Source organism: Curtobacterium sp. MCSS17_011 (genome assembly GCF_003224275.1).
Taxonomy (GTDB): Bacteria; Actinomycetota; Actinomycetes; order Actinomycetales; family Microbacteriaceae; genus Curtobacterium.
In genome coordinates, this window is record NZ_QKLE01000044.1 from 1 (window position 1) to 11,078 (window position 11,078).

Annotated in this window: 12 protein-coding genes; 6 read left to right on the forward strand and 6 right to left on the reverse strand. The window is 70.4% G+C overall.

The genetic code is table 11. The features are described from left to right. Nucleotides 1–120: 120 nt before the first annotated feature. Nucleotides 121–1,236, reverse strand: coding sequence for a mannose-1-phosphate guanylyltransferase (locus DEJ17_RS17055; RefSeq protein ID WP_110895568.1), 1,116 nt, complete (start codon nt 1,234–1,236; stop codon nt 121–123). A 166-nt stretch (nt 1,237–1,402) separates the two neighbouring features. On the opposite strand from DEJ17_RS17055, the gene DEJ17_RS17060 reads away from it, so the two are divergent. The 6 genes from DEJ17_RS17060 (at nt 1,403) to DEJ17_RS17085 (ending at nt 6,935) form a co-directional block, all read left to right on the forward strand. After that, nucleotides 1,403–2,638 (forward strand): glycosyltransferase family 1 protein, encoded by a 1,236-nt coding sequence (locus tag DEJ17_RS17060; RefSeq protein ID WP_258366883.1) that lies wholly within the window; start codon nt 1,403–1,405, stop codon nt 2,636–2,638. 78 nt (nt 2,639–2,716) lie between these two features. After that, complete coding sequence (gene sdhC / locus DEJ17_RS17065; RefSeq protein ID WP_017888739.1) at nt 2,717–3,166, forward strand: succinate dehydrogenase, cytochrome b556 subunit; 450 nt, start codon at nt 2,717–2,719, stop codon at nt 3,164–3,166. Between the two features lie 11 nt (nt 3,167–3,177). Next, nucleotides 3,178–3,624 (forward strand): succinate dehydrogenase, hydrophobic membrane anchor protein, encoded by a 447-nt coding sequence (gene sdhD / locus DEJ17_RS17070; RefSeq protein ID WP_027466446.1) that lies wholly within the window; start codon nt 3,178–3,180, stop codon nt 3,622–3,624. A 49-nt stretch (nt 3,625–3,673) separates the two neighbouring features. Then, a complete protein-coding gene (sdhA, locus tag DEJ17_RS17075) occupies nt 3,674–5,467 on the forward strand; it encodes a succinate dehydrogenase flavoprotein subunit (RefSeq protein WP_027466445.1) in 1,794 nt (597 codons plus the stop codon). A gap of 1 nt (nt 5,468) precedes the next feature. Then, nucleotides 5,469–6,242, forward strand: a complete 774-nt coding sequence (locus tag DEJ17_RS17080) for a succinate dehydrogenase iron-sulfur subunit (protein ID WP_071244286.1) — start codon at nt 5,469–5,471, stop codon at nt 6,240–6,242. Between the two features lie 51 nt (nt 6,243–6,293). Next, the gene (locus DEJ17_RS17085) at nt 6,294–6,935 is read left to right on the forward strand and encodes a TNT domain-containing protein (protein ID WP_110895572.1); all 642 of its coding nucleotides are present in this window, start codon (nt 6,294–6,296) and stop codon (nt 6,933–6,935) included. A gap of 67 nt (nt 6,936–7,002) precedes the next feature. Here the strand turns inward: DEJ17_RS17085 and DEJ17_RS17090 are convergent, their stop codons facing one another. The 5 genes from DEJ17_RS17090 to DEJ17_RS17110 all read right to left on the reverse strand — a co-directional run. Next, nucleotides 7,003–7,728: a DUF805 domain-containing protein gene (locus DEJ17_RS17090; protein ID WP_110895574.1), complete on the reverse strand. Its 726-nt coding sequence runs from the start codon at nt 7,726–7,728 to the stop codon at nt 7,003–7,005. Next, nucleotides 7,725–8,291, reverse strand: coding sequence for a DUF805 domain-containing protein (locus tag DEJ17_RS17095; protein WP_110895576.1), 567 nt, complete (start codon nt 8,289–8,291; stop codon nt 7,725–7,727). Before DEJ17_RS17095 ends, DEJ17_RS17090 begins: the two co-directional genes overlap by 4 nt. Nucleotides 8,292–8,373: 82 nt before the next feature. Next, nucleotides 8,374–8,910, reverse strand: a complete 537-nt coding sequence (locus DEJ17_RS17100; protein WP_110895578.1) for a DUF805 domain-containing protein — start codon at nt 8,908–8,910, stop codon at nt 8,374–8,376. A 104-nt stretch (nt 8,911–9,014) separates the two neighbouring features. Then, nucleotides 9,015–9,947: an NADP-dependent oxidoreductase gene (locus DEJ17_RS17105; RefSeq protein WP_110895580.1), complete on the reverse strand. Its 933-nt coding sequence runs from the start codon at nt 9,945–9,947 to the stop codon at nt 9,015–9,017. 113 nt (nt 9,948–10,060) lie between these two features. Then, on the reverse strand, nt 10,061–11,078 hold a 1,018-nt coding region (locus DEJ17_RS17110), incomplete at its 5' end, for a mannitol-1-phosphate 5-dehydrogenase (RefSeq protein ID WP_110895582.1).

Below are 11,078 nucleotides of genomic sequence, written 5' to 3' on the forward strand. Positions count from 1 at the left end.
GGTACAGGACCCGTTGCGGGGGTCGTGCGGATCGGTTACGGGATCGCGACCCCGCCGAAACGCGCCCGTAACGCAGGGTCGCGCGCAGACCCCCAGTTCGAGGGGTTTGTCGATGGAGCGCTACAGGACGTCGCCCCGGCCGCTGATCTTCAGGGCATCCACCACGCTCTTCACGCGCTGCGCGTTCGAGCTCGTGGTGACGAGCAGCGCGTCCGGGGTGTCCACGACGACGATGTCCTCGACGCCGATGAGCGAGATGAGCCGCTGGCTGTGCGAGATCACGATGCCGCTCGACGAGTCCGCCAGGATGCGGGCGCCGTCCCCGAGCACGGCGAGGTTGTTCGGCCGACCGCCGGACTGCAGCTTGGCGAGGGAGGCGAAGTCCCCCACGTCGTCCCAGTCGAAGTCACCGGGGACGACCGCCATGCGTCCGGCCGCGGCGGCGGGCTCGGCGACGGTGTAGTCGATCGCGATCTTCTCGAGCATCGGCCAGACGGCGTCGACGACGGCGCCACGGGCCGAGGTGTCCCAGGCGTCGGCGAGTTCGTTGATGCCCGCCAGCAGCTCCGGCTTCGTCCGGCCGATCTCGGCGAGCAGCACGTCGGCGCGCGCGATGAACATGCCGGCGTTCCAGAGGTAGTTGCCCTGCTCGACGTACGAGCGGGCGGTGTCGAGGTCGGGCTTCTCGACGAACGACTTCACCGCGTGTGCGGTCGGGGCACCCTCGATGTCGAGCGCGACGGTGTCGGCGTTGATGTACCCGAAGCCGATCGCGGGTTCCGTCGGGGTGATGCCGATGGTGGTGACGTAGCCGGCGCGGGCGACGGCGACGGCCTCGCGCACCGAACGACGGAAGCCGCGGGCGTCACCGATGACGTGGTCGGCGGCGAACGAGCCGATGACGACGTCGGGCTCGCGGCGCACCAGGATCGCCGCGGCCAGGCCGATGGCCGCCGTGGAGTCCTTCGGCTCGCTCTCGAGCACCACGTTGTGGTCCTCGACGCCGGGCAGCTGCGACTCCACCGCGACCCGGTGCGCACGGCCGGTGACGACCATGATCCGCTGGTCGCCGGCGAGCGGCGCCAGGCGGTCCCAGGTCTGCCGCAGCAGCGAGGTGCCGGATCCCGTCAGGTCGTGCAGGAACTTGGGTGCGTCCGCACGCGACAACGGCCACAGGCGCGATCCGATGCCCCCTGCGGGGATGATCGCGTAGAAGTCTTCGAGAGCGTCAGCCACTCGCTCACCGTACCGGTCCCACCGGGTGGATCCTGGGTGGTCTCCGCACGATTCCCGCATGCGGGCTCCCGCAGCGTCGGCCGCCGCGTTGTTCACCCGTCGCGCGCGTCCCGTTCACGTCGTCGGCCCCGCCGGGTCACGTCACGCCCGGAGCATGGGCAGCACCATGAGCGCACGCAGCGTGGAGCGCGGCACGTCCCCCCGGACCGTCGCCGTCGTGACCGAGAGCTTCCTGCCCACCCTCAACGGCGTGACCACCAGCGTCCTGGCGGTCCTCGACCACCTGGAACGACGGGGTCACCGCGCAGTCGTGATCGCCCCGGACACCCCCGGCCTCGCGCAGTTCCGGTCGCGCAGCGCCGTCGAGCGCTACCGCTCCTTCGACGTCCACCGCATCCCCGCCGTCGCCTACCGCCAGTTCCCGGTGGCACTCCCCCACCCGGTGCTCGACACGATCCTCGCCGCCTCCGGCGCCGACGTGCTCCACGCCGCCAGTCCGTTCCTGTTGGGTGGGCGTGCGATCACGGCGGCCGGGAGGCTCGGCATCCCCTCCGTCGCCGTGTTCCAGACCGACGTGGCCGGGTTCGCCCGCCGCAACGGCCTGACAGCGACCGTCCCGTTGGTGCGGAAGATCCTCGGACGCATCCACGCCGGCGCCTCGCTGACGCTCGCCCCGTCGAGCTCGACGGCCGCGATGCTCGCCGACGAGGGCGTGCCCCGCGTCGCCCGCTGGGGTCGCGGCGTCGACACCGAGCTGTTCCACCCCGCGCGCCGGTCGACCGGGCACGTGCGGGCGCTCCGCCGCAGGCTGGCTCCGAACGGCGAGACCATCGTCGGCTACGTCGGACGCCTGGCCCCGGAGAAGGAGGTCGAGCGGCTCGCCGAACTCGGCGGCGTCCCCGGCATCCGGGTCGTCGTGGCGGGCGGCGGTCCGTCGCGGGCGACGCTCGAACGTCGGCTCCGGCACCTCGACGTCACCTTCACCGGCCCTCTGCGCGGCGACGCACTCGCCGACGCGTACGCGGCGCTCGACCTGTTCGTGCACACCGGTCCGGCCGAGACCTTCGGGCAGACCCTGCAGGAGGCGCACGCCTCCGGGTTGCCCGTCATCGCACCGGCGTCCGGCGGCCCCCTCGACCTGGTCGCCCCCGGGCTCGACGGCGAGCTCTACGACGCCGACGCACCCCAGGCCCTGCGGCACGCAGTCCTGCGGCTGCACCACGACCGCGCCCTGGCCGAGCGGATGGGTTCGGCAGGGCGGTTCCGGGTCGAGGGCACCACGTGGGAGGCCGTCGGCGACCAGCTCCTCGACCACCACGACACGGCCCGCACGATCGGCGCGCCGCCCGTCGGACGGGGCCTCCGCACCGGTCGGGACGAGAAGGTCAGCGCCCGCGCATAGGATGGGTCGTGTTCCACACGAACACGAACGGCAAGGGCTCGCCGATCGGGCGAGCCCGTCCTATGGAAGGACGAGCTCATGGCTGAGCACACCGGCGGGGGTACGGCGACCGCGGTGCCCGACGTCTCGATCGAAGCCCCGCGGGCTTCTCGGACGCCACAGGGCACGCTCTACCGCGGTTCGATCGGGATGTGGTCGTGGGTCCTCCACCGCATCACCGGCGTCGCGATCTACTTCTTCCTGCTCGTGCACATCCTCGACACGGCGCTCGTGCGGCTCTCACCAGAGGCGTACAACGCGGTCATCGGCACGTACAAGACCCCGATCATGAACCTCGGCGAGATCGCCCTGGTCATGGCCATCGTGTTCCACGCGTTCAACGGCCTGCGGATCATCCTGATCGACTTCTGGTCGAAGGGCCCGAAGTACCAGCGGGCCATGTTCTGGATCGTCATGGTCCTGTGGGCGGTGGCGATCGCGGGCTTCCTGCCACGCCAGCTCATGAACCTCGTCGCGGACTTCAACTGAGGGGCACGAAGATGACCACGCAGATCGTCGAACCTCCCCGCTCGGCCGCAGCCGCCCGCAGCACCACCAACTGGGAGAAGTGGGGCTGGATCTACATGCGCGCCTCGGGCGTGCTGCTCGTCGTGCTGATCTTCGGCCACCTCTTCGTGAACATGGTGGCTGGCGAGGGCGTCAAGCAGATCGACTTCGCCTTCGTCGCCGGCAAGTGGGCCAACCCCTTCTGGCAGGTCTGGGACTCGCTCATGCTGGTCCTCGCGCTCATCCACGGCTCGAACGGCATGCGCACGATCGTCAACGACTACGTGTCGAAGCCGGGCATCCGCAAGACGCTCCTCGTCGCGATCCTCGCCGCCTGCGTCGTGCTGATCGTCCTCGGGCTCCTCGTCTGCTGGACCTTCGACCCGTGCCCCGCCGGCGCCGCTGCCGCCGACCTGCCGTCCTTCTGCCCGGCGCAGTAGCTCCACCACCGTTGCTGCCCGCGTTCCCACCGTCTACGGAAAGACCCCTGTGACCGAGACCACCGTCCACCACCACCAGTTCGACATCGTCATCATCGGCGCCGGAGGCGCGGGCATGCGAGCCGCGATCGAAGCCGGCCCGAAGGCGAAGACGGCCGTCATCTCGAAGCTCTACCCCACCCGGTCGCACACCGGTGCGGCGCAGGGCGGGATGGCCGCGGCCCTCGCGAACGTCGAAGAGGACTCGTGGGAGTGGCACACCTTCGACACGATCAAGGGCGGCGATTACCTGGTCGACCAGGACGCCGCCGAGATCCTCGCGAAGGAGGCCATCGACGCCGTCATCGACCTCGAGAACATGGGCCTGCCGTTCAACCGCACGCCCGAGGGCAAGATCGATCAGCGCCGTTTCGGTGGGCACACGCGCGACCACGGCAAGTCCCCGGTCCGCCGGGCCTGCTACGCCGCCGACCGCACCGGACACATGATCCTGCAGACGCTGTTCCAGAACTGCGTGAAGCTCGGCGTCGAGTTCTACAACGAGTTCTACGCGCTCGACCTCATCATGGTCGACGTGGTCGGTGACGACGGCGTCACCCGCCAGCAGCCGGCCGGCGTCGTCGCGTTCGAGCTCGCGACCGGTGAGCTGCACGTCTTCCACGCCAAGGCGATGATCTTCGCGACCGGCGGCTTCGGCAAGATGTACAAGACCACCTCGAACGCGCACACCCTGACGGGCGACGGCGTCGGCATAGTGTGGCGCAAGGGCCTGCCGCTCGAGGACATGGAGTTCTTCCAGTTCCACCCGACCGGGCTCGCCGGGCTCGGCATCCTGCTGACCGAAGGTGCCCGCGGCGAGGGCGCGATCCTCCGGAACGCCTCGGGTGAGCGCTTCATGGAGCGGTACGCCCCCACCATCAAGGACCTCGCACCCCGTGACATCGTCGCGCGCTGCATGGTGCAGGAAGTGGCCGAGGGCCGGGGTGCCGGACCGAACAAGGACTACGTGCTGCTCGACTGCACGCACCTGGGGGCCGAGGTCCTCGAGACGAAGCTGCCGGACATCACCGAGTTCGCCCGCACGTACCTCGGTGTCGACCCCGTCGTCGAGCCGGTGCCCGTGATGCCGACCGCGCACTACGCGATGGGCGGGATCCCGACGAACGTCAAGGCCGAGGTCCTGTACGACAACACCACCGTCGTCCCCGGCCTGTACGCCGCTGGCGAGTGTGCCTGCGTCTCCGTGCACGGCTCGAACCGCCTCGGCACGAACTCGCTGCTCGACATCAACGTGTTCGGCAAGCGCTCGGGCAACAACGCCGCCGAGTGGGTCCAGACCGCCGAGTTCCTCCCCCTGCCGGAAGACCCGGCCGCGGGCGTCCGCGGCATGCTCGACCAGCTCCGTGCCTCGACCGGCACCGAGCGCGTCTCCGCGCTGCGCAAGGAGCTGCAGGAGGAGATGGACAAGAACGCGCAGGTGTTCCGCACGGACGAGTCGCTCGCCCGCGTCACCGAGACCCTGCACACCCTCCGCAACCGTTTCATGCAGGTCTCCGTGCAGGACAAGGGCAAGCGGTTCAACACCGACCTGCTCGAGGCCGTCGAGCTCGGGTTCCTGCTCGACCTGGCCGAGGTCGTCGTCTACTCCGCACGCAACCGCAAGGAGAGCCGCGGCGGCCACATGCGCGACGACTACCCGAAGCGCGACGACGAGAACTACATGCAGCACACCATGGCGTACCTGACGGGCGACCCGCACTCGTCACTCGCCGACGACCACATCACGCTCGACTGGAAGCCCGTCGTCATCACGCGGTACCAGCCGATGGAGAGGAAGTACTGAGATGACCGACACCCTGGTCTCCGACGCACCCCGCACCGACACCGTGCAGGACGCCCCTCCCGGATCCTTCTCCGTCACGGTCATCGTCCGTCGCTTCGATCCCGACGTCGACGACGAGCCGCGCTGGCAGGACTTCGACGTCATGATGCTGCCGACCGACCGCATCCTCGATGCCCTGCACAAGATCAAGTGGGAGCAGGACGGGTCCCTCACCTTCCGCCGTTCGTGCGCACACGGCGTCTGCGGGTCCGACGCGATGCGCATCAACGGCCGCAACCGCCTGGCGTGCAAGACCCTGATCAAGGACCTCGACGTCTCGAAGCCGATCTACGTCGAGGCGATCAAGGGCCTGCCGCTCGAGAAGGACCTCGTCGTCGACATGGAGCCCTTCTTCCAGAGCTACCGCGAGGTGCAGCCGTTCCTGCAGTCCTCGTCGGCCCCGACGCCCGGCAAGGAGCGCGTGCAGTCCGTCGCCGACCGCGCCCGCTTCGACGACACCACGAAGTGCATCCTCTGCGCCGCGTGCACGTCGTCCTGCCCGGTGTTCTGGACCGACGGGCAGTACTTCGGTCCCGCCGCGATCGTGAACGCACACCGGTTCATCTTCGACTCCCGCGACGACGCCGCGAACGTCCGTCTCGACATCCTCAACGACAAGGAAGGCGTCTGGCGCTGCCGCACGACGTTCAACTGCACCGACGCGTGCCCCCGTGGCATCCAGGTGACGAAGGCGATCTCCGAGGTCAAGCAGGCGATCATGCGCGGCCGGGCGTAGTCCCGGCTCCGTCCAAGGCCCAGCACCACGCCGACCGATAGGCTCCCGACCATGACGTTCGCGGACACCCGCCCCATCCTCGACCAGCTCGGCTACACGACCCGGTACGTGCAGCTCCCCGGCGAGACCCTGCACGAACCGCCGGTCGAGGGGGCGCTCCGCATCGTCCAGACCGACGCCTCCGGCTACGCGCTCGAGGTCGTCGACTACGGCACCGCGCGTCGTCTCGCGCAGGCCACGGGCGAGGACGACGCGGTCGAGATGCTGCGCCGGTTCCTGAACCGTCCGTTCCCGGAACCGCGCGACATCCCCCGCCACGAGCTCGAGGGGCTCCGCGACCGTGCGGCGTCGACCTACCCGCAGCTCGCGCAGCAGGTCGCGCAGGCCGGCGAGCAGGGGCTGACCATCCAGATCCCGGCCGGCGTCCCGGTCGACCGCGTCGGCGGCCCGGACGGCTACCTGCTGCACCCGCTCGACACCCCGCTACCCAATCGGTCCCTGCCCCCGCACGTGACGTCGTCGCCGGAGACCCACCGCTACGTCGTCGACCGGCCGTTCCTGGTGAACGTCCGCTTCGTCCAGCCGTGGTTCGAGCAGCCGGGCGGGGCCCTGCGCTTCCAGATCGCCGACCCGTCGGCCACCGTGCGTGATCTGGTCGTCGACGGCGCACTCGTCCGCCTCCGGGTCGTCTGAGCCCACCGATACGGGAACAGCCCGCCCCGCGCTCGACGCGTGGGGCGGGCTGTTCTCGTTCGTGGCGCTACCGCAGGTCGGGGCGGTCGTACTGCGCGCCGGCCGGGCTCGATGGCAGGCAGCCGAACACGATGGCTGCGGGGCTCGCGATGAGCGAGACGAGCCAGAGCGGGCCCGGCAGGTTCGCGTCGTGGAGCCGGCGCCACGCGAGTGCCAGGTTCGGCACGAGGGTGGCGAGCCACCACAGCACGAAGAGCCCGAGCAGCACGAAGGCGAACGGCGAAGGCGCCCCCGACACGTCGCGCGAGTACCCGTAGTCGTCGACCACGGTGGTCGACGGGCTGGTGGCGATCAGCAGGGCGATGAAGCCCCCGTAGAGCACGATCGTGACGATGGCGTTGGCCAGGAACCAGTACCAGTACTCGCTGCGACCGGCGCGGCCGTCGAAGCGGGCGTACTTCTTGAAGAACCGGAGGAACGCGTCGAGGAACCCGATGCCGTACCAGGGGGCCCACAGCGGCGGAACGCCGTCCGGGCCGACCGGTATCGGCTGCGCCAGCTGCGGGTACCCACCGACGTACGGATGGGCGTACTGCTGGTAGGGCTGCTGTCCGTAGCCCGGCTGCTGTCCGTAGCCCGGCTGCTGTCCGTAGCCGGGCTGCTGCCCGTAGCCACCCGGCTGCTGCCCGTACTCCGGCTGTTGCCCGTACCCGGGCTGCTCGCCGGACCCCGGCTGTCCCTGCTGCTGATCGCCGCCGGGCTGGCCCCACTGGGGCGTCCCGTCGTTGCTCATCGGCTCGAGACGGGGCGGTCGTACCGCGCGCCCTGCGGGTTCGACGGCAGCAGCCCGAAGACGATCCCGACGATGCCGACGAAGAGCGCGATGATCCACAGCGCACCGGGGAGGTTCGCGTCGTGCAGGCGGCGCCAGCCGAGGGCGAGCGTCGGGACGATGATCGCGAGGGCCCAGAGCAGGGAGACGATGCCGACGATGATGAAGAGCGCGGACGGCTCGGTGACGGTCGACTGGACGCTGGTGGAGGTCGCGGTCGACATCGACACTGTCGAGCGCTCGGAAGTCGCGAAGCCGATGCCGTACAGGATGCCGAGGACGACGGCCACGATCCCGTTCGCCAGGTACCACCACCAGAACTCGCTGCGGCTGGCGCGACCACTGAACGTCGCGTACTTCTTGAAGAAGCGTCCGACGGCCTTGCCGAACGAGATCCCGTACCACGGGGCCCAGAGCGGCGGTTCACCGTTGGGTCCGGTCGGCGGCTGCTGGCCGTACTGCGGTGCGCCACCGAACTGGGCGCTCGGCTGGTTGTTCGGATCCTGCGGGTACTGGTCGCTCACGTGGTCCCCCTCGAGTGTTGGCTGATGTTCACGTCCGAGTCAACCAGAACCCCTGAGCGGCCGTCAGGACCGATCCGACGCGTCACCGCTGCAGCGGACGGTCGTACTGCTGCCCCTGCGGGTTGGACGAGATCAGGCCGATGATCAGCGAGAACAGGATGCCGATCGGCGGGATGACGAACAACAGGGCGAGCAGGCCGCTGAGGTTCACGTCGTGCAGCCGCCGCACCGTCAACGCGATGAAGCCGAGCGCGCAGGCGAGGCTCCACAGGCTGCCGAGACCGTCCGACCCGTCGTCGACGAACGGCAGCACATTGAACCCGTTGCCGATGATGCCGGCGGCCGCCGAACCGATGAGGTACCAGAGCGCCCAGAACCAGTACTCCGACTGGCTGGCCCGACCGTCGAACCGCACGTACTTCTTCCAGAAGCGCAGGAACGCCTGGGGGAACGGGATGCCGTACCAGGGCGCCCAGAGCGGCGGCTCGGACCTCCCTCCACCCGGCTGACCCGCACCGTGCTGCGCGTACTGGCCCGGAGGCTGCTGGCTCCACGGCTGCTGTCCGGACTGCCTCGGCTGCTGCCCGTACGGGTCCCGGGGCGGGTACTGGTCACTCATCGGTGGGTTCCTTCCGGCGCGGGCTGTCGGTGCACACAGAGTGTGGCACTCCACCGAGCCGGCAAGCGTCATCCGCGCGGACGACACTCGACTCGATGCCGCGGTCAGGGCAGGAGCGCGAGCTTGCCCCCGGGGTGCCCGGACTCCAGCAGTTCCGCCGCCGCCTTCGCCTCGGCCAGCGGGAAGGTCCGCGCCACCGGGACCTCGAGCGCTCCGGCGCCGGCGAGTTCGATGAGCCGCTGCCGCACCGAGTCACGGAACGCCTTGCTGGCCGGCTGTGCGCCGCCCACCGCGGCGATGCCGTCCGATGCAGCCCGCGCCTGCGCGGCGATCGTCACGATGCGTGACCGGTCCGCGACCAACGCGAGCGAGACGTCGACGGCCTCGTCGGTGCCGACGCAGTCCAGTGCCACGTCGATCCCGGACGGTGCGAGATCACGGACACGCGCCTCCAGGCCGTCGCCGTACGCGACCCGTTCGCCACCGAAGCGTCGCACGACGTCCGCACCACGCTCCGACGCGGTGCCGATGACGCGGGTGCCGAGCAGCCGCAGCTGCTGGAGCAGGCTGACGCCGACCGCGCCCGAGGCGCCGTGCACCAGCACGGTGTCGCGCCCCTCGGCGCGGGTGACGCGGAGCATGTCCGCGGCGGTCGAGCCGGCGAGGAGCAGGTTGGCGGCCTCCGGGAAGCCGAGCGAGGCGGGCTTCGCGAAGACGTCGGCCGCGGGGACCGTGACCGACTCCGCCCAGCCGCCGCTGATGCGGAACGCGAGGACCTCGTCGCCGACCGCTCCCCCGCCGGAGGCGATCTCGGTGTCCGGACCGACGGCGGACAGGACGCCGGCGACCTCGTACCCGACGGCAATCGGCAGGTCCGCGGGGTCGCCCTGGCGGGTGTGCTTCATGTCGGCGGGGTTCATGCCGGCGGCGCGGACGGCGATCGTGACCTCGCCGGGGCCGGGTGCCGGCACCTCGGTGTCGACGGACTCCAGGACTTCACTGCCGCCGAACCGTGGGGCCACCCAGTGCTTCGTCATGCGGGCGACGGTACGCGTCGCGACCCCGGAACGGACGGGAGGCCCGTCACCAGCTGGTGACGGGCCTCCCGTCCGTCCGTGCGGACGTCGTCAAGCCGTCCTTGCGGACGTCGTCAGGCGCGCGCGGACCGGATCCGCTCGGCGAACGCGGCGTGCAGCGGGTGCTCCGCAGCGAGACCGGTGATCTGCGTGGCCACGTCGACGTCGGAGGCGTCCGATGCCAGGAGCGCCTGCAGTTCCACGCTCTGCTCGTCGTCCGCGACGTCGAAGCGGAGCGCCGCGGCCATCGCGTCGAGCAGCGCGGTGGGCTCGGTGCCGTCCTCGGCCAGCGCGGCGGCGGGCGAGACGAACCGCTCGTCACGCGACAGCTTGCGGAGCGGCTGGCGACCGACGCGGGTCACCGTGTCTGGCAGGTGCGGGTTCTCGAACCGGCCGATGATCGCCTGCACGTACGCACGGTGCACCTCGGGGTCGAGCTCGTGCCGGCGGATGAGCAGGTCGCTCGTCTCGGCGAGCACGGACTCGAGCTCCGAGCGCACGGCGGGGATCGCGATGGCGTCCGAGATCTTGTCGGCCCCGGCGACGAAGCCGTGGTACGCGACGGTGGCGTGCCCGGTGTTGACCGTGAAGAGCTTGCGCTCGATCGAGGCGGCGAGGCCGTCGACGTAGTGTGCGCCGGGGATCTCGGGCTCGTTCCCACCGAAGGGCGTGCGGTCGATGGCCCACTCGAAGTAGGTCTCCACGGTGACGTCGAGTCCGCCGCCTTCGGGCTGCGCGGGCACGATGCGGTCGACGGCGGTGTTCGCGAAGACGGCCTTGGCCAGGGCGGCGTCGCGGCCGTCCTCGGGCAGGGCGGCGACGATGAACTCGCGCAGGCGATCCGTGGCGTTCAGGGCGTTCTCGCACGCCATGACGGCGATCGGTGCGGCGTCCGCGTCGCGGGCGACGAGCGCGCGGGCGATGACCGGGGCGATGAACTTCAGGACGTTCGGGCCGACGGCGCACGTGACGATCGCTGCGGTCGCGATCTCGGCGACCACGCCGTCCTCGTCCTGCGCGCTGTTCAGTGCGCGGAAGTTCGTGACCTCATGGTCCTGGGCGCCGGCCCCGACCTCGTGCACGGTGTACGAG

What these genes read in the sequence shown, in the direction of transcription:
- DEJ17_RS17060 (WP_258366883.1), top strand. Translation starts at nt 1,403, where the DNA reads ATGAGCGCACGCAGCGTGGAGCGCGGCACGTCCCCCCGGACCGTCGCC.
- sdhC (WP_017888739.1), top strand. Translation starts at nt 2,717, where the DNA reads ATGGCTGAGCACACCGGCGGGGGTACGGCGACCGCGGTGCCCGACGTC.
- sdhD (WP_027466446.1), top strand. Translation starts at nt 3,178, where the DNA reads ATGACCACGCAGATCGTCGAACCTCCCCGCTCGGCCGCAGCCGCCCGC.
- DEJ17_RS17080 (WP_071244286.1), top strand. Translation starts at nt 5,469, where the DNA reads ATGACCGACACCCTGGTCTCCGACGCACCCCGCACCGACACCGTGCAG.
- DEJ17_RS17085 (WP_110895572.1), top strand. Translation starts at nt 6,294, where the DNA reads ATGACGTTCGCGGACACCCGCCCCATCCTCGACCAGCTCGGCTACACG.
- DEJ17_RS17090 (WP_110895574.1), bottom strand. Translation starts at nt 7,728, where the DNA reads ATGAGCAACGACGGGACGCCCCAGTGGGGCCAGCCCGGCGGCGATCAG.
- DEJ17_RS17100 (WP_110895578.1), bottom strand. Translation starts at nt 8,910, where the DNA reads ATGAGTGACCAGTACCCGCCCCGGGACCCGTACGGGCAGCAGCCGAGG.
- DEJ17_RS17105 (WP_110895580.1), bottom strand. Translation starts at nt 9,947, where the DNA reads ATGACGAAGCACTGGGTGGCCCCACGGTTCGGCGGCAGTGAAGTCCTG.